The organism is Mesorhizobium sp. BR1-1-2 (assembly GCF_020165435.1).
GTDB lineage: Bacteria > Pseudomonadota > Alphaproteobacteria > Rhizobiales > Rhizobiaceae > Mesorhizobium.
In genome coordinates this window covers 16,348-33,941 of record NZ_JAIUID010000024.1, presented here as the reverse complement: position 1 = coordinate 33,941, position 17,594 = coordinate 16,348, and the positions used below count along the sequence as shown (strand labels likewise).

Genomic DNA, 17,594 nt, shown 5'->3' with positions numbered 1-17,594 from the left:
GTGCAAGGAGAACGAGATGACCCGCAGCAGCATCGTTCCTCAGGCTGATGGGGAGCAAATTCATTCAACGATGATGGCTTGGCGCGTACACGAGTTTGGGGGGCCGGAGGTCATGAGGTTCGAGCGCGTCCCGCTGCCTGAGCCCGGTCCTGACGAAGTTCTGATCAAGGTTGGTGCCGTTGGGGTCGGTCCCTGGGATGGTTGGATCCGAGCCGGAAAGAGCGCCCTGCCGCAACCGCTTCCTCTCGTTTTGGGCTCGGATTTTTCAGGTGAAATCGCGGTCACGGGCTCTGGAGTTTCCAAACTGTGCGTGGGTGATCAGGTTTATGGTGTTACAAATCCGCGGTTTGTCGGAGCCTACGCCGAGTACGCTTTGGCTTCCGCGGCGATGGTCTCGAATAAGCCAGCCTCGCTAACCCACATTGAAGCCGCCTCCGTTCCTGTCGTTTCGGTCACGGCTTGGCAGGCGTTGTTCGATCGCGCCCAACTCAAGGCCGGTCAAACGGTGGTCATTCACGGGGCGGCGGGAAATGTCGGGTCGTACGCCGTTCAATTGGCCCACAACGCGGGTGTGCAAACGATCGTAACAGTGGGTGCGGATGAGATTTCCTTGGCGCGCGAGCTCGGCGCGAACACGATTATTGATTACCGGACGCAACGCTTTGAGGAAGAAGTGCGGGACGCCGACGCCGTAATTGATCTGGTCGGTGGCGAAACACAAGACCGGTCGTTCCAGGTCCTTCGTCGAGGCGGCAAGCTGATTTCGGCGGTGTCAAAGCCGGATCAGCAACTTGCAGTACAGCATGGCGTTGAAGCCGCCTTCTTTCTGGTCAACGTCACAAGCCAGAATCTGGCAGAAATCGCTCGTCTCCTCGATGGTGGAAAATTACGAACGAAGGTGGGGGCAGTCTTACCTCTCACGGACGCGCGCGAGGCTCATTTGATGCTAGAGCGCGTGCGGCCTCAGCCGAAGGGAAAGATCGTCCTAGCCGTCGGAGCGAATTGATCGATCAAAGCCTCCGCGTTGCGCTCGCGAGCGCAGATGTGCGCGGCCGAGCCCCATGATTGCCTTTGAAAGGGCGAACAATGACCGCCAACATCATTCCCGATTCGTTGCTCGCAAGAGAGGCGACAGACATCCTGCGCGAGCACTCCACCGATTTGCTCTTCAATCACTCGATGCGTGTGTATCTGTTTGCGGCTGAGCAGGGCCGCCAGCGGAAACTGCCTTTCGATCCTGAACTCCTGTATGTGGCCGCCGCCTTTCACGATCTCGGCCTGCTCAGCAAGTTCTCGAGCCCGGACGAACGCTTCGAGGTCGATAGCGCCAATGCCGCCCGACAGTTCCTCAGCGCCCACAACGTCGCCGAAGGTCAGGTGCAGACTGTGTGGGAAGCCATCGCCCTGCATACCACTCCTGGCATCCCTAAATATATGCGCTCCGAAGTGGCGCTCCTCAATTCAGGGGTTCTTCTCGATGTGCTGGGAGTGGGGTTCGACCAATTTCCTGCCGAGCTGCGCGGGGAAATCGTCGCTAAGTACCCACGAATAAATTTCAAAGAAGGCTTTATTCAGGAGTATTTTGCCGGGTTTGCACACAAGCCCGCGACTACCTATGGCACCGTCAATGCCGGCTTCTGCGAGCGTTTCATGCCGGGATTCAAGAGCCCCAACGCGTGCGACTTGATCGCTGCATCTCCGTTCCCCGATACCGTAGTCCAACACTCAACAAAATGAGGCGTGACGATGTCGATCAATAAGCTCAGCACTAGTGCACTGTCGGATCGCCCAGGTGTGAAGGTGGAAGTAATAAGGGGAGCAGTGCGAGCGGCCTCCGTTATGCTGGTTGCGGCAGCAATAGCTCTGCGCGTTTCGTCGGCCCCTGCGCAGGACCGGGAGCAAGTTAGCGTCGTCTTCCAGCATCCCCTCCCAAATGTCGAAGGAAAGAGAATAGTTGCGGTGAAGGTAGATTATCCTCCCGGGGGCAAATCGCTGGCTCATCACCATGCAGGGTCGGCATTTATCTACGCCTATGTGCTATCCGGGGCGATCCGCAGCCAGGTCGGCGATGACCCCACAAAGGTCTATCGAGCGGGCGAAGGCTTCTACGAAATGCCCGGCTCGCATCACAGGATCAGCGAGAATGCGAGCGACAAGGACCCGGCCAGCTTGCTGGCATTCTTCATTGTCAATTCCAAGGACGATCCATTGACGACACCGGACAAGGCGCCGGGATCGCAATAGTGGTGCGACTAACTGCCCGTCGCCTCGACAATTTCTGGGAGCTGTAAGGGCCCCTCAGTTGGCGGTTGGGAGAGCAAACTCGATCAGTAGACATCGTGGCCCGGAAACCGAGGTGATCAGTCCCGGATGGATGTTCGTTCTGTTGCTTCGAGACCGCGCCAGGCCTTTATCAGTGTCGGGACTAGCTACATGATAAGGCACTAGACTGGAGAGGTAGTAAGAGGTGCCGGTACAAGCGGTAGCGATCGTCGTCTATGAGGGGGTCCAAGCCCTGGACGTGGCGGGGCCGATGGATGTGTTCAGCGAGGCGAACACGTTTGTCGACAGTGCCGACCGCTACGAAACAGTATTGGTCGCTGCGCACCGCAACCCGTTGCGCGCCTCGAACGGCATTCAGATAATGGCGGACCGAACCTTCGACGAGGCGGCGGGAGGCTTCGACATCATTCTGGTGGCCGGCGCTCCGACGCCACCCGAAATGGAGCCAGAAGCGTGCCTGGTTCGGTGGGTCAAGGAGTTGCCCTGGCGCTCGAGCGTTTATGGATCCATCTGCACCGGGGCTTTTGTCCTTGGCTATGCGGGTCTGTTGGATGATCGGCGTGTCACGACCCATTGGCAGGATGCACAAGCGCTGGCAGCCAGGTTCCCGAAAGCAAAAGTCGAACCGGATTTGATCTATGTCCGCGATGGACGGCTGATCACCGCGGCTGGTGTGACTGCGGGGATAGATTTGGGCTTAGCGCTTGTCGGGCAGCGGCACGGTGCGGAAACCGCGCTCAAGATCGCCAAGCGGCTGATTGTGGTTGCCCAACGTCAGGGCGGACAGTCGCAGTTCAGTCCCTATCTCACAGCACCCGCCGATCCGGGGGCGCCGATCGCACGCGTCCAAGACCACGTCATGGCAAACATCAGGGATCGTCACACGCTGGAGTCGCTTGCTGCTGCCGTCGGCATGAGCCCCCGGAATTTGGCGCGACATTTCGTGCAGGCAGCCGGGATTACACCGCACGAGTTCACCGAGCGCGCCCGCGTCGACGCGGCGCGCATGATGCTGGAAGGAAGCGACCGGCCGCTGAAGGCCGTCGCTTTCGATTGCGGGTTCGGGTCGGTGGACCGCATGAGGATCGTCTTCAGTACTCGTCTTGGGGTCACCCCTATCCAATATCGCGCCAGCTTCCGGCGGTCTGACCAGATCCCGGAATCATCCGACGAGAAATCATTGCGCTCCGGTCGCGAAGGCTCAGACTGGCATTTGTCAGGAAACGACGCACGGCTGTCCTGATCCGCAGGATACTGTTCATTGTCCGACGCAGGGCTCAGTTGCGTAATACCGCCGAGCCCGACCTGCCCGTTACCCCACCAAGGAGAGCGTTCCGTGACTGAGATCATCGCCGGCATCCGTCTGCCTGACAGCGCTATCGCGCGGGCCGCCACGCAGCTCGTGCGCGATACGGAAGACGACCTACTCTACAACCATAGTCGCCGCGTCTTCTTCTGGGGCGCGCTCACTGGCGAGCGCCGCGGCCTGAAGTATGATCCGGAGCTACTTTACCTAGGCGCCATGTTCCACGACATGGGACTGATGGAGAAATTTGCGAGCCCTGACCTGCGCTTCGAGGTGGACGGCGCCAATGCCGCACGCGAGTTCATGAAGAGCTACGGCGTGCCGGAGCATGACGTTGAGGACGTCTGGACTGCAATCGCGCTCCACACCACGCCCGGCATCCCCGAGCATATGCGTCCCACCATCGCGCTGGTTACCGCCGGTGTGGAAATGGACGTGCTTGGCATCGCCTACCACGACTTCACGCATGAACAGCGCGACCATGTCTGCGTCCATCACCCGCGCGAGACAAACTTCAAGGAAAACATCATAGACCACTTCGCCAATGGCATTATCAAGAAACCGCACACCACGTTCGGGAACGTGAAAGCGGACGTGCTGGCGCTGAAGGACATGGACTACGTCCGCCAGAATTTCTGCTCGATCATCCTCGGCTCAGCTTGGCCGAACTGACGCCTCACGGGAAATAGGCCACCATCAACGTTGTTCCGGCACTGCCAACGGCGGCCGCGGTTGAGGTTGGATGGGTGCTTACCGCTGCATATTTATGACCAAACCGGTCCGTCGGCGGCTTCACCCGGATCTTTAAAATCGGCGAGGAGCGACAGCTGGACTGCCGCATGCTGGATCCTCCCTGACCTGTGAGGATGCCTAGAAGGCTAGGCGGACGTGCCCGTGCGCTGCAGCTCGACGACGGTCCTGCCTTGGCGCCGCTGCGCTTCCGAACACACCGCCGTGTGGCCGATTCGCGCAGCCTGACATCATCTTCGCCGATGATGAAATCGCCACACGGATAGCACATCCGCGAAGACCCGTCGCAGCAGCCAGCCGGACTGGTGGAACAGCACCGGGCGGTGATCGGCGATGATCTCGAGCGCCTCGACCGCAGGAGCCAGCCCGCGCAACGTACACCGACAGCATGCGTTCTATTGAATGGCCGCACAGTCGCCGATCTGAGGATCAGCTTCATGCGCAGACAAGTCGGAGGCGATTGGGATGAATAGGTTCAAAGAAGCCCTTGAGCGCGGCAAGACAGCCCCCCGCGAGCAAGAGGAGGATGGGAATGCTTCGATGGCGGACTTTGGCACCCAAGCCAGGGCTTGGCTAAACGATGTCGTGGTTGCGTCGTTGGAAGCGGCCAAGGCAGAGGTGGCGGGCGAGATGACCATCGACATAGATACCGCACCGCGCCGCCGGGGCCGAGTGTTAATGCCCTCTGTTCGGTTCCGACTCTACCGATAGCCAGGATTGAAAAAGACAGCCAAAAGGGCATTCACGGTCAACGTCCAGCTAAGTGGCGAGGTGTCGGTTTCCTCACCTGGTATGGTAGCCGAGGCTGTTGGAAACATCGGGGATAGGTCTCCGGAGAGGTTTCGCAATTTGGTCGTCAGGCTGATCGAGAACGTCGCTAAGGGCGTGTGACGCCGCCGTTCATGGCGCCATCATAGTCGAACTGCGCGGTCATGCCGGTCAGCCGCAGCGCCCTGATGAAAGTGGTGGTCTTCCAGGGGCCATGGTACAGGCCGGCCCGACAGCGCTCGCCGCGTGGAGCGCGCCCCAGCAGCCCCATCTTGATTTGACAGGCCGCGTCAGCGGAGGCGAACCGGACGGGATAGAGTTCGGGCTAACCATGGGCCGAGGCGGCGTCGCTTCGGGGTGTCTGGCCGGTCCTGCTCCAAACCATGTTTGAACGTGCAGCCGCGACTGCCCAGCGACGCGCTTAGTCTAGCAACGCGTAGCGACCGAGATGTACCGAAACGTTTGTCGACCGAAACGAGTTGGCTTGCCCGACGCATGATGCAGTCGGCATCGCAACTTTGCGCATGACTACCTCGTCGCTTCTTATCCTCGAGGGCGCAGCTGCTGGCAGATTTGCGCTATGGCTTTTCTGCAAGGATTGCCTCAGCGGTTTGCTCGTCGGTGATCAAAACATCGACGACACCGAGACGCAGCACGGCGCGCAACACCGGGACCTTGTCGAGGCCACCGGAGGGCAGGATCACGGTTTCGATGTCGCGCAGGTTTTGCGGGGCGAGGCCGATCACACGATGGTTGAGCGGGTGATCGACGAGCTGCCCATCGGCATCGATCCAATGGCCGCAGATATCGCCGACGGCGCCTGCTGCGTGCAGCGATATGAGATCGTCCTCGCCTATCAGTCCGATCCGAAAGATGGTGGCGTCCTTGTGCACCGCGCCAACCGAAACAAAAGCGGCGTCGACGTCGCGCGCATGGGTAAAGGCATCTTCCAGGATAGACTGGCGCATCAGCAGATCGCGCGTGGCCTCGGTATCGGTGAACACCGGTGCCGCGATGTAGAAACATTCCGCCTCGAAAAGCGCGGCGAGCCGGGAGGCCATCTCATAGATATTGATCGCCGACCCGCGCGTGAGGCCGCCGAGCAAGGAAACGACGGACATCCCCTTGACCGGACGTACGGTCACCGACCGTAGGCTGAGTTGGAGCGTCCGACCCCACCCCACGCCCACCGATATCCCATCGCAGATCCTGAGCGACAGGGCTTGCCCGGCGGCGGCTGCGATGACTTGTGGTAGCAGAGCAGGATCGGGCGGTGTCGGAACCACGATCGGATCCGAGACGCCGTAGCTGTGACGCAACCGGTTCTCCAGCTCGATGCAGTTCGCCACCTTCGAATTGATGCGGATCTGAACGATCCCCCGCTCGCGGGCCTGCGCCAGCATCCGGTTGACGCGAAGGCGGGTTAGGCCAAGAGACTTGGCGATTTGCGCTTGCGTGAGGTCTGCGACATAAGCCAGCCAGGCGGCGCGGACGAGGAGCCCTTCCTCGCGATCGGTTGAAACGGAGTTGGATACGGCCTGGCGGCCGTCGCGTTTTTTTCGTGGTGGTTTCTCCATCACAACATTCTGTCCACTGCGCGGGCTACGAACGGCTCGGCGGCGCCGTGTCCGAATCGATATGACTTTCTGGCATCGCTCTTAGCATCGGTGATAGCGATCGAAGGACAAGGCCAGCGGAGCATCATGGCAAATCGCGTCGATGATGGCAGCCGTGAGCGGCAGGCGATCGCCCGGAAGCGCACCCTGTGCCATCATTTTCTCCAACGTTTGGCCAAGATCCAGCGCCAGTTGCGCCCCCTCGACCGTGTCTGAACTCATATGGTCATGCTTGGCTACGGAATAGGGCAGGCCGCGGCCAAGCAAGCGTCCCATCCGGCCGTTGCGGCCCGCTTGGCAGGTCACATAAAGATCACCGGAGCCCGCCAATCCCTGCACTGTTTCGATTCTTCCGCCCAGCGCTTCGACCAAAATGCCCATCTCGGCGAGCGATTGCGAAAAAAGCGACGAGGCAAGATTGTGCATGAGGGCACCATTTGGCGCCTTGTCGTCGTGCTCCAGCAGCCCGACCGGAGCGCCAACGGCAAGCGTGTAGAAATTCTTGAAAGCGGCGCAGATCTCGACACCGATGAGATCGGATGACGCTCGCACGTGATAGAAAGGAGCTCGCAGCATGTGAGACGCCTTGGCGATCTGGTCGGGGTCGTGCCCGGCCACAATCACTGAGGTATCACGCTGTGCCGCCAGTTCGCCCGCAATGCACGGTCCGCCAACAGCCATTACGGGGATCGTCAGGGCGGTGCGTCGTTCAATTTCGCGAGCAAGCTGATGTGGCAGGATTTCAATGCCTGCCTCGCTCGCGGCGAGGCCTTTTGTAATCATCAGTATTGGCACAGGCGACTTGATGCTTTCCGCAATGCGGTCGATCGCCCAGGGAACGCCGGCCGACGAGACGCCGAGTACAAGCAGATCGGGTTGCTCATTTATCGCTGCCCCGAATTCCCTCCAGGAACAGGCTGTTACGGCGCCAGGTAGAGTGATGTTGAGGCGCGGATGACGACCTGTACCCGTCACGGAGCCAATGATCTCCTCATCGAGATGGGTGCCAACGAGAGTGATGCGGTTACCTGCGTGAGCAGCCGGAAGAGTCATGGCAGAGCCCATGACGCCGGCGCCGAGGATAACGATTCGTGCCATTCAATTTCTCTCGTTGTCCAGCCGTTTGCCGGTGTCTTGATCGAATAGGTGGATTCGGTCAGGGGTGGGCTCCAAATGGATCACCGCTCCGGGAGAGAGTTCCATGCGGTCATGCAGCACCGAGCAGATCGCGATGTCGCCCATGCTTGCAAAGATATGGATCTCGGGGCCAGTCGGCTCCACGACTTTGACTGTCGTTGCGATGCCGCTTCCGTTTGCTACCGGTCGAAGATGTTCGGGGCGAATGCCATAGATCACCTTTTGCCCGGGGTGGACCGCAGCCTTCGGGGGCAGCGGGAGGGACAGCTTGTCGGATCGCACCACCCAGGCGTCGCGCTCAGGTGCCACCTCGCCATGGAACAAGTTCATTGCAGGCGAGCCGATGAAGGAGGCGACAAAGAGGTTTGCCGGGTGATCGTAGACATCGAGCGGCCGGCCCATCTGCTCGATGTAGCCGTCGCGCATGATGACGATGATATCGGCCATGGTCATAGCCTCGATCTGGTCGTGCGTGACATACACGGTGGTGGTCTTCAGGCGCTGATGGAGTTCCTTGATTTCAGTCCGCATCTGCACGCGCAGTTTGGCGTCGAGGTTGGATAGCGGCTCGTCAAACAGGAATACGGTTGGATCTCGCACGATGGCTCGGCCCATGGCAACGCGCTGCCGCTGGCCGCCCGAGAGCTGGCGGGGATACCGTTCGAGGTAGGGAGTGAGGTTGAGGATCGAGGCTGCCCATCCCACCTTCTGTTTGATCTCTTCCTTGGACCGTTTCTTCAACTGCATGGAGAAGGCCATGTTGTCGAAGACCGTCATATGCGCGTAAAGCGCGTAATTCTGGAAGACCATTGCGATGTTTCGATCCTTGGGATGAAGAGTGTTGACGACCTTGTCGCCTATGGCGATCCCACCGGACGTGATTGGCTCAAGACCGGCTATCATGCGCAACAGAGTGGACTTGCCGCAGCCGGACGGTCCCAACAAGACGACAAACTGGCCATCTTCGATCGAAAGATCGAGCCCATGGATGACCTCGATGGCGCCATACTCTTTCCTGATGTTGTTGATGGTGACGGACGCCATAGATGCGATTCCTTCGATTGCCCTTGCCCTTGGCTATCACTTCGCCGTGCGAGACACCGGTAACGATCCAATGCGGTTCACCATTCGCCCTCCAGGAACTCTTCTAGGAGTCCCGCATCGGCGGCCAGATTGACAAAGGACCAGCGACCGCGGATTTCTCGCGAGTAGCGGATGGCGTCGTGCCAAAGCTGTCGCGGCAGGCCTAATTCTGCGCCGGTGAGCGGTCCTCCGGCAGCCTTGAGCGCCGCCTCCATGCGGGCAACCGGTATCGCCATCGGCCGAAGCTCGCGGCGCAGAGCCGGCCAGATTTCCCCAAGTTTGCGATTGAAGGCTTCCGTCTGGCTGCGATCGAGTGCTGTCTTCTTCATCTCGGCAATGCAAAGTGGCCCCAGTTGCGCCCCATAGCGGGCCAGCATAGCGGCCTCATCGACAACGGTCGGCCTTGCGAGTGGCGGCTCTTGCCTGTCCATCAGCCAGGCTTGCAGACGCGCCATGACCAGCGAGGCAACGCCAACCTGCTGACCATGAGTGGTGCCGGGATGATGCTCTCGCGCGAACATGTCGATCCAATGGGAGATTTGGTGCTCTCCCATGGAGCCGGGATGGGAAACGCCGGCGAAGCAGACGCCCATCGAGCATAGCGTCAAGACGCGATGGAGGTGCCCGACCGCGGTGATGTCATGGCTGGCAAGGCCAGACGCATGCGCCAGCATGGGTTCCTCATCGCCCGCCTGCAGTAGGTAAGGCACGTCGGAATAGTAGGTGCCGAACAGCCGATGCGAGGCCCACCAATCAATCTGGGCGGTGGAACGGCAAAGGCTGTCGCCAAGTCCGGCCGCACTGAGCCAGGTCGGCGCCGCGGCTGAAATGCCAAGGTCCAGGAAGATGCCGCGCGGAGCATGCGAGGGCAGTGAGATTTTGAGCCCTGACGCCAAGGTCACCGACGCTGTCGAGGCGCCATAGCCATTCATCGACGCTGCCGTGCCGAAGACGGCATAAGGCCGGTCGTCAAGGAAGGTCGCTTGTTTGCAGCTGTCGTTGAGGACCCCGGATCCCACGGCCACGACACCGTCGGCGGGCCCCGTTCTGTCCCGGATCATCTGGATCGTGGCCTCGTCGCAGTCGAGATCTTGAGGCAACACGATTTCGTCGACATGGGCGATGGAACGCAGCGCCTTCGCGACGCGCCGGCCCATCACCTCGACGGTATTGGCGTCGGATACGACAGCGATGCGGCTGCCCAGCGTCAGAGGAGCAACGAGATCCGCCTCGCGGCCCTCCGTCGTCTCCAGCAATTGGATCGTTTGGAACGGCAGGTCAGCGGCCGCGCCTGTGTTGGGGTCCTTCCAGCGTCCTGCGACAACATCCTCGATCAGGGCGTTCCAGTTGACCATTTCAGGCATGGTCAGCCTCCGCGAAAGCCGCGAGTCGCTGGTTCCAAGCGGAAAGCGCTGGCCAAAGATCGGTATGAATCGCAAGAAGTTCGGCATAGCGGCTGGCACGGCCGGCATCGGGTTCGAAGGACTTGGCGGGTTCGGCGGCCATCGTGAGCGACGCTTCTGCGATCGTGGAAAACCAGCCCACCCCCTTTGCCGCAGCCATTGCCGCGCCGAGCGAGGAGGCTTCCACGGTCGTGGACCGTTTTATGGGACGGTTGAGTGCATCCGCCAGAATCTGCATCCACAGGTCGGACTTCGCTCCTCCGCCGATCGCTATGAAACGGTCGATGTTCTGACCAGCCGCGGAAGCGGCCCGCTGGCTTGTCGCGGCTTGGTGCAGCGCTATTCCTTCCAGCACGGCGCGATAGAGACCGCCGCGACGGCTCGAGCCGGAAAGCCCGGCTATTACACCGCGGGCTGCACTGTCCCAGTGCGGATCCATGACGCCCTGCCAATAGGGCAGGAGCATTATGCCGCCTGCGCCGATCGGGCTGGCGGCGGCTTCGGCTTCGAGCGTCTCCAGGGCGCCGCTGGACCCATGTAGATCGACACCAAGCATTTCGCGCGTCATCCAATCGACGAGAAAAGTGCCGGCGCGAAGGCACGTTTCGTAAATATATCCAGCGTCGGCGACCGCCGTTTCGGTGCGAAAGGCCGGGTCATGGACGTAGTCGAGGCCGAAGCTGCCGGACACGACTGCCGTGCCCAGGTTTATGTAGGCGCATCCCGCTTGCAACACACCAGCGCCCGTGCCGGCACATTGACCGTCGCCGCCGCCAGCGACGATCGGCGTGCCCTCCCGCAAGCCCGTCAGCATGGCGGCTTGCGACGTCACTCGGCCCAAGACGGTGCCGGGCCGCGCCAGGTCCAGCATCATACGTCGCGCGACCCCGGCCGCGTCCAGTATGTCCTCCGACCAGTCCATGGCTCGCATGTCGAGCACACCCATCGGGTCTGCGGAGGCGGTCGACGTTACCCACCGGCCGCTCAAGCGAAAGACCAGGTAGCCATGCACTTCGGCCATTCGCTCCACGCGCGCAAAGGTCTGGGGCTGCTCCTGGCGAAACCAGATCATGCGATAGAGACAAGGGATGACGTCCAGCGGCTTGCCGGATATTGCGTGGATGCGTGCCGCGCCGAAGGACGCGCCGAAGCGGTGCGCCTTCTGGCGGGCGCGCTCATCGAGCCAGAGCGTCGCAGGCCCGATCGCCTCACCCTGCTCGTCGAAAAGGCCGAAGCTTTCGCGCTGGTTGGAAATGGCAAGGCCCGCAATGCGTCCGGGCGAAACTGTTGCCGTCACGGTGCGGAGCGCTGTCACCGTCGAGGCCCACCACTCAGCCGGATCCTGTTCGAAATAGCCCGAACGAGGGTTGGACATTGAAATCGACGCACGACCCTCCGCCACGGCGCGACCGTTGCGGTCCCAGGCAATCGCCTTGGTTGCCGAGGTCGAGGAATCAATGCCGATAACGAGATCCGGAACCATTGCCGCCACATTGCCAAAGGGCGAGGGCGGCCGAAACCGCCATCGCCGAACTCACCGGAGTATCCCGCTAAAGGCCGGCATCCTTGACTTTGCCGTCGACGATACCGGCAATGACATCCAGGCATGCCTTGGCGTTGCCACCATAGTCTTGGCCCGTCAGCAGCTTGCCGAGTTCAACTGGGATGTCATTGTTCGACAAATCAGCCCAAATCGGCATGTCGGGCTCCGACCCCATCTGGTTGTCGATGGTGTATTTGATCGCGTCGAAATGGCGTGTCGTTCCGGGTCCAACAACGGCCTTCTCCTTGACCCGAGGATCGGTGAAGGAGGAATTGCGCATCGGCGAGGCGCCGCCGCCGAGCGTCGAGACCCGCGCCATCACGTCCTTCGAGCAGACCCACTGCATGAACAGCCATGCCGCTTCCTTGTTCTTGGAATATTGCGACAACGAGATCGTCGAGCCACCTTGGTGGCCGACGGCCGGAATTTCGTTGAAGCCGCAATCGGCGGCGGCGCGACGGCCAGGAACCTCCTTGGGCGCGGGCAAGGCCTCGAACAGGCCTTTGACCTTGGAATCGTTGGCATCGAAGCCGGGGAAATCCTCGCCCCAGGTGATTGCCATGGCCGCCTGGCCCTGTGTCAGGGCCTGCCCCTGACCGTCCCAGGTCCATGTCGTCGCGGAGGGCGGCGAGTTCTTGACCAGCTCCTGGTAGAATTGTAGCCCGGCCACACCACGCTCGTCATTCCCGACAAACTTCTTGTCCTTGTTGAAGATCGAACCCCCATGCCCCCAGAGTGCGAACGTCCAGTCGCATTCGAGCGAATAGTGGCCGGACTTGGCCTGGCACGCGGTGCCAAAGATGCCATTGGCCTTTTCGGCCTCTGTGAGAGCCTGTACCGCCTTGAGATAGGCGTCGAGATCTGTCGGCAAGGCGATATTGTGTTTGTCGAAAAGATCCTTCCGGTACATCAGGATGAAGATCGGGATATCGAAGGGAATTCCGCACTGTTTGCCGTTGTACATGGCGATGCCATCGACAAGCGGCTTGGAGAAATCGTCCCAATCGAAGTTTGGCATCGCCAGTTCTTTGTTCTGGCCATAATATTCGCGCGGATCGATGACATCCTGAGCAAACGTCGCCATCCAGGACTGGTCGAGATAGTAGACATCATATGTGCCCAGCTGGCCCTGTACGTCCTGCGTAGCCTTGGCGAGAACCTGCTCCAACGGCACGATCTCGACCTCGACCTCAATGCCGGTTGCCTTGGTGAACTCACCCGCCACAAGCTGGTTAGCCACGATCGTTGGCGGCGTCGCTTCCGAAGTGTAGCGGATTTTCGTGCCGGCATATGGTTTGCCGACATCGGCCAGCCACTTCAACATATCCGTGTCCTGGGCGCGGGCGTCTTCGATGCCCAGGCCCAGCCCCCCGCGATGTGAGCGGCCACCACCCAACATGGCCGACCCGAAGGCGGAAAAGCCAACGCCAGCCAGCGCCATCTTCTTCATGAAGTCGCGTTTGCTTATTCGGCGCGCCGTAAAGTCGTTGCAGGTATCGGCGACGAATGTCTTCTTGTCGTGATCTCTGAAGCTCATGATCGTTCCTCCGTTGCGATTTTGTCGTCGTTTTTCTCGTCGGGCCTCACTCTTTCAGCGATCCGAGGGTGAGGCCCCGGACCAGATGGCGTTGAACCAGCAGGATAAAGATGAAGCTGGGAATGATCGCGGAGGTACCGAGTGCTGTGATGTAGCCCCACTCGGTCGCGGTCGAGGTGACAAAAGTCGAGATCTTCACCGGCACGGTGCGGATCGACGTTGTCAGGAACAGTGAGAGCAGGAACTCGGTCCAGGAAAAGATGAAACACAGCACAGCTGTCGCGGCGATGCCGCCTTTCACCATGGGTAGGACCACACGTCGAAAAGTCTGCCAGCGCGTTGCCCCGTCAATCAGCGCCGCCTCGTCGACCTCGCGCGGGACATCGTCGAAGAACGACTTCAAAAGCAGAACCGCCAGCGGCAGATTGATCAAACTGTGGACGAGGATGAGCCCTGTATAGGTGTCGCGCAAGCCGAGATCCCGAAACATGAAAACGACCGGTATGACGATGGCGATTGGCGGCATGAAGCGCTGCGAGAGAATCCAAAAAAGGAAAGACTGCTGGCCGCTGAACTGCATTCGTGACAGGCAATATGCAGCCAGTGTCGCCAGCAACAGCGTCAGCGCCGTCGACCCAACGGCTATGATCGCGCTGTCGAGAAGCGACTGGCGTGAATCGTAGGAACTGGCGCCGCCCTTGATCACCCCCGCCGCCTCGCCGCCCTGTTCCATGCCTATGTCGACGCGCGAGACGCCAAGCAGGGTCACGCGGTAATTGTCCGGCGTCGGTGTGAAGCCCGTGTAGACCGGTCCGCTGCGGTCGAAGATCGCGGAGTAGGGTTTGATAGAAGACAGGGCCCACCAGGCGATCGGAAACATGAAGATCGCCACTACCAGCACGGCGAGCACGTCTCTGGTGATCATCTTGGCGCGGGACGGTTCCATCAGAACCTCACCTTGAAAAGCCTGACGAAGACGTTCGACACGCCGATCAGAACGACGAGCACGATCAGCGACAGGGTCGCGGCGTAAGGGAAGTCTCCTGTGAAGTAGATACGGCCAGCATAGAACGAAAGCGTTTCGGTAGCGGTGCCTGGCCCGCCGGCCGTGATGATGTAGACGTAGTCGTAGATGCGAAAGAGATCGACGCCGCGGATCAGTACGGCGACCGCAATCACCTTGCGCAGCATCGGCAATGTAAGCCGCAAGAATGTCTGGATGCCGTTTGCGCCGTCGATCGCTGCCGCTTCGAAAGGTTCTTTCGGCAGCGCGCGCAGGCCTGCCAGGATGATGAGCACCATGAACGGCGTCCATTGCCATATATCTGCCAGCAGGATCGCCAGCAAGGCGGTAACCGGCTGCGTCAGGATCGGCTGCGCCGGCGAGATCAGGTTGAGAGCGTAGAGGTAGAACGACAGGACGCCGAAAGAGCCGTCCTGCATCAGCAAGAACATCATTCCAGTCACGGCCGGCGGCACGACGAGCGGCAGCGTCATCAGCGCCCGCAGGATCCCATAGCCCTTGCGATCGGTATCAAGTAGCAGCGCAATGAGAATGCCGAGTGCAAGCTGAACGGCCAGTGCGACAAAGGTGTAGATCAGCGTCGTTTCCAGCGAGTGCCACATACGCGTATCCGAGAACGCTCGCGCCCACTGGTGCACTCCGGCGAAATCAAGCTGCCGGGAGACGACATTGCGTTTGTGAAACGACAGCCAGACCGAATAGGCGAGAGGATAGATGCCGAAAACCAGAAGCATCACGGTGATCGGCGCGAGCCAGGGAAAAGGATGCTCGGCCGTCATAAACCGGGGCAGGGCCCATGTGGACCTCGCGCGCGCGAAGGTCGCGGTGGTCACGCGCAAGTCTCCGCTTGGTGACAGAGATGCATTGGCCTTCTCCTATCGGCCAGGTCGTGCAACGTTGAACTTTTGTAAGTTTGTTGTGCCTTTTGTTAAGGCAGCGTGTGGGACAGGCGCCGACTTGTCAAGTCCGATCGGTGTCCACGGGGCGCTGCCGTCGCGCGGCGTCCGTCACGTCCGGAGGTGGATTGTCTTCTGGAACACGACGCACCAGCTAACCGGCTGCATCAGGCAAGCCTGTTTGCCCGGGCCTTGTCTTAATCCGGCAGTCTAATCTGCAGCTTCACGTCCGCCGGCCGGCCTTCGACCGCTCGGTCGAACGCCGCGATGGAGTCTTCGAAGGGGAAGGTCGCCGAAATCAGTGGCTTGAGGTCGACCCGTCCCGATCCCATCAGCGCGATCGCCCGGTCATATTGGTGGGCATAGCGAAAGACCATCTCGATCCGGATTTCCTTGGTCGAGGCCGTGGCGATGTCGAATGCCACCGGCGCCACCGGCAGGCCGACCACCACCACGGCGCCGCCGGGTCGCGGCAGATCGAGCAACGTCTCCCATGCTTTGGACGAGCCGGAGCATTCGAAGATGACATCGGCGCCCCAGCCGTCGGTCAGGCGCTTCACCTCCGCCGCCAGGTTCTTGTCGCGGATGTTGACCGGGACCACACCCTGGAAGCTTGCGGCGATGTCGAGCTTGGGTTGAGCGAGGTCTGCGACGATTGCCCGTGCACAGCCGCCGGCAAGAGCGGCGATCGCCACCATCGTGCCGATCGGCCCTGCGCCAATCACCACCGCCGTGTCACCCGGCACGATCTTCGCCTTGGCCGCAGCCTGCATGCCGACCGCGAAAGGCTCGACCATGGCGCCTTCGGCGAAGCTGACATTGTCGGGCAATTTGAAGGTGTAGTTGGCGGGGTGAACGACGTGGGCTGTCAATACGCCATGGATGGGCGGCGTCGCCCAGAACCTGACCGCCGGGTCGATGTTGTAGAGGCCGAGCCGGCTCGCTCGCGAATTGGGGTCGGGGATGCCCGGTTCCATGCACACGCGGTCACCGACCTTCAGATGCTCGACGCCTTCGCCTGTTTCCACAATGGTGCCAGCGGCCTCGTGGCCCAAGACCATCGGCGCTTCGACCACGAATGGGCCGATGCGCCCATGGGTGTAGTAGTGCACATCGGAGCCACAGACACCCACCGTGTGGATCTTGATACGAACCTCGCCCGGGCCGACTGTCTGCGGCAGATCGACATCACGCAATTTGAGTTGGTGCTGACGTTCAAGGACAAGGGCGCGAACTTTCGTCATCGCCGTAACCTCCTGTAGAGCAAATTGCCGCTCTCGCTACACGACCGCCTGCCATCCTCGTCGAACAGCGAACCATGGGTGGTTGGACATGGACCGCCGTTGACAATCTATCGGATTCTGCTGGTCCGCGTCGATATGAACGAGCATCGAATGCGTCCAACTGTTCAGCGGGCACCCTGGCGGTCCTCTTCATGGGGCGGGAACATATGCGCGCAGTCAGGGTTCTTACCCTGGGCCGTGTCACCCGATGCGGCCTCGCCTCCTATCAGTTGCCCCGCGGGCTTCGGCTGGCGGGGCTTTTTGCATCGGCGAATATCCCCGAGCATTAAGGTTTTGACGCCGACTGCTTGGCGTGGCGGTTTCTCCCGACCACCGTCCGCTGGCTCCGGCTGCCCGGCCTTTTGGACCCAGTGTCGCTGTCGCTGACAACAGCGACCTACGCAGGCCAGCCGGAAGCGTTTCGACGAGATCCGGTTGCCGCAGGTCATAACGGCGCTGCGAGCCTACTTGCTCAACAGCAGCCGCCGACCGAGCCGACTGCGCCAGCCGAAACCTTGGCGATCCATTCTGCCGGAGGATCAACTGAGGCCTGTTCCAACGATCATGAAGTTAATGGCGAGCGCGAAGATCGGTCCGAGCATCAAGAGTGCTGAGCCGACGAAATGCTATATGCCGGCTGGGAAGTGTCTCAGTTTGAAATTTATGAGCCGCCTTTTCCAACCTTCTTCAAGGCACGGGCATGGAAAAGAAGCGAAGAAGAGTTAAGCCCCAGCAGTTGCACCAACTCTAGCGCCTGCTCCGCTGATATCCCGGTTTCAACCGCCAAGCCTTTTGCGACCTGCGCTTGCTTGCTTGGATTGGGATTGGTGTCCGACAACGTGCTCGCTCCCGTATAGGCGGGAGCGCAATGCGGTCTCTCAGCCGGGTGCGCCTTTTGCCAGTTTGCACCCGATGCCATCCAAGCTAGAGCAAAGAATCCGATTGGGCAACGCCCTTAGCGGCAA

General features: G+C 60.6%; 15 protein-coding genes and 2 pseudogenes. 5 read left to right on the top strand and 12 right to left on the bottom strand.

Annotated features, from left to right (window positions below; all coding sequences use genetic code 11):
* Nucleotides 1–16: 16 nt before the first annotated feature.
* The 5 genes from LB551_RS28830 to LB551_RS28810 all read left to right on the top strand — a co-directional run bounded on the left by LB551_RS28830 (nt 17) and on the right by LB551_RS28810 (nt 4,261).
* Nucleotides 17–1,006, top strand: coding sequence for an NADP-dependent oxidoreductase (locus LB551_RS28830; RefSeq protein ID WP_224628845.1), 990 nt, complete (start codon nt 17–19; stop codon nt 1,004–1,006).
* A gap of 80 nt (nt 1,007–1,086) precedes the next feature.
* Nucleotides 1,087–1,737, top strand: a complete 651-nt coding sequence (locus LB551_RS28825; RefSeq protein WP_224628846.1) for an HD domain-containing protein — start codon at nt 1,087–1,089, stop codon at nt 1,735–1,737.
* Between the two features lie 84 nt (nt 1,738–1,821).
* Nucleotides 1,822–2,244 (top strand): cupin domain-containing protein, encoded by a 423-nt coding sequence (locus LB551_RS28820; protein ID WP_224661314.1) that lies wholly within the window; start codon nt 1,822–1,824, stop codon nt 2,242–2,244.
* Between the two features lie 223 nt (nt 2,245–2,467).
* Nucleotides 2,468–3,526: a GlxA family transcriptional regulator gene (locus LB551_RS28815; protein ID WP_224661304.1), complete on the top strand. Its 1,059-nt coding sequence runs from the start codon at nt 2,468–2,470 to the stop codon at nt 3,524–3,526.
* A gap of 93 nt (nt 3,527–3,619) precedes the next feature.
* Nucleotides 3,620–4,261: an HD domain-containing protein gene (locus tag LB551_RS28810; protein ID WP_224661303.1), complete on the top strand. Its 642-nt coding sequence runs from the start codon at nt 3,620–3,622 to the stop codon at nt 4,259–4,261.
* A gap of 292 nt (nt 4,262–4,553) precedes the next feature.
* Here the strand turns inward: LB551_RS28810 and LB551_RS28805 are convergent.
* The 12 genes and pseudogenes from LB551_RS28805 to LB551_RS28750 form a co-directional block, all read right to left on the bottom strand.
* Nucleotides 4,554–4,713 (bottom strand): annotated as a pseudogene (locus LB551_RS28805) (DUF779 domain-containing protein); the annotation flags it as partial.
* Between the two features lie 515 nt (nt 4,714–5,228).
* Nucleotides 5,229–5,381, bottom strand: a pseudogene (locus LB551_RS28800) (IS630 family transposase); the annotation flags it as partial.
* Between the two features lie 304 nt (nt 5,382–5,685).
* Entirely contained in the window at nt 5,686–6,684 is a 999-nt protein-coding gene (locus LB551_RS28795) for a sugar-binding transcriptional regulator (protein ID WP_224628851.1), read from the bottom strand.
* 81 nt (nt 6,685–6,765) lie between these two features.
* Nucleotides 6,766–7,821, bottom strand: coding sequence for a hypothetical protein (locus tag LB551_RS28790; RefSeq protein ID WP_224661302.1), 1,056 nt, complete (start codon nt 7,819–7,821; stop codon nt 6,766–6,768).
* Entirely contained in the window at nt 7,822–8,904 is a 1,083-nt protein-coding gene (locus tag LB551_RS28785) for an ABC transporter ATP-binding protein (protein ID WP_140554244.1), read from the bottom strand.
* A gap of 77 nt (nt 8,905–8,981) precedes the next feature.
* Complete coding sequence (locus tag LB551_RS28780; protein WP_224661301.1) at nt 8,982–10,307, bottom strand: iron-containing alcohol dehydrogenase; 1,326 nt, start codon at nt 10,305–10,307, stop codon at nt 8,982–8,984.
* Entirely contained in the window at nt 10,300–11,829 is a 1,530-nt protein-coding gene (locus LB551_RS28775) for an FGGY-family carbohydrate kinase (RefSeq protein ID WP_140554241.1), read from the bottom strand. The genes LB551_RS28780 and LB551_RS28775 overlap by 8 nt, the downstream gene beginning before the upstream one ends.
* A 67-nt stretch (nt 11,830–11,896) precedes the next feature.
* The gene (locus LB551_RS28770; RefSeq protein WP_140554240.1) at nt 11,897–13,426 is read right to left on the bottom strand and encodes an ABC transporter substrate-binding protein; all 1,530 of its coding nucleotides are present in this window, start codon (nt 13,424–13,426) and stop codon (nt 11,897–11,899) included.
* A gap of 46 nt (nt 13,427–13,472) precedes the next feature.
* A complete protein-coding gene (locus LB551_RS28765) occupies nt 13,473–14,372 on the bottom strand; it encodes a carbohydrate ABC transporter permease (RefSeq protein ID WP_140554239.1) in 900 nt (299 codons plus the stop codon).
* Nucleotides 14,372–15,283 (bottom strand): carbohydrate ABC transporter permease, encoded by a 912-nt coding sequence (locus LB551_RS28760; protein ID WP_224661300.1) that lies wholly within the window; start codon nt 15,281–15,283, stop codon nt 14,372–14,374. The genes LB551_RS28765 and LB551_RS28760 overlap by 1 nt, the downstream gene beginning before the upstream one ends.
* A gap of 260 nt (nt 15,284–15,543) precedes the next feature.
* Complete coding sequence (locus LB551_RS28755) at nt 15,544–16,590, bottom strand: NAD(P)-dependent alcohol dehydrogenase (protein WP_140554237.1); 1,047 nt, start codon at nt 16,588–16,590, stop codon at nt 15,544–15,546.
* Between the two features lie 700 nt (nt 16,591–17,290).
* The gene (locus LB551_RS28750; protein ID WP_181172663.1) at nt 17,291–17,467 is read right to left on the bottom strand and encodes a hypothetical protein; all 177 of its coding nucleotides are present in this window, start codon (nt 17,465–17,467) and stop codon (nt 17,291–17,293) included.
* Nucleotides 17,468–17,594: the final 127 nt, after the last annotated feature.

Coding starts and splice junctions, on each gene's coding strand:
- LB551_RS28830 (WP_224628845.1), top strand. CDS start 17: ATGACCCGCAGCAGCATCGTTCCTCAGGCTGATGGGGAGCAAATTCAT.
- LB551_RS28825 (WP_224628846.1), top strand. CDS start 1,087: ATGACCGCCAACATCATTCCCGATTCGTTGCTCGCAAGAGAGGCGACA.
- LB551_RS28795 (WP_224628851.1), bottom strand. CDS start 6,684: ATGGAGAAACCACCACGAAAAAAACGCGACGGCCGCCAGGCCGTATCC.
- LB551_RS28790 (WP_224661302.1), bottom strand. CDS start 7,821: ATGGCACGAATCGTTATCCTCGGCGCCGGCGTCATGGGCTCTGCCATG.
- LB551_RS28785 (WP_140554244.1), bottom strand. CDS start 8,904: ATGGCGTCCGTCACCATCAACAACATCAGGAAAGAGTATGGCGCCATC.
- LB551_RS28780 (WP_224661301.1), bottom strand. CDS start 10,307: ATGCCTGAAATGGTCAACTGGAACGCCCTGATCGAGGATGTTGTCGCA.
- LB551_RS28775 (WP_140554241.1), bottom strand. CDS start 11,829: ATGGTTCCGGATCTCGTTATCGGCATTGATTCCTCGACCTCGGCAACC.
- LB551_RS28770 (WP_140554240.1), bottom strand. CDS start 13,426: ATGAGCTTCAGAGATCACGACAAGAAGACATTCGTCGCCGATACCTGC.
- LB551_RS28765 (WP_140554239.1), bottom strand. CDS start 14,372: ATGGAACCGTCCCGCGCCAAGATGATCACCAGAGACGTGCTCGCCGTG.
- LB551_RS28755 (WP_140554237.1), bottom strand. CDS start 16,590: ATGACGAAAGTTCGCGCCCTTGTCCTTGAACGTCAGCACCAACTCAAA.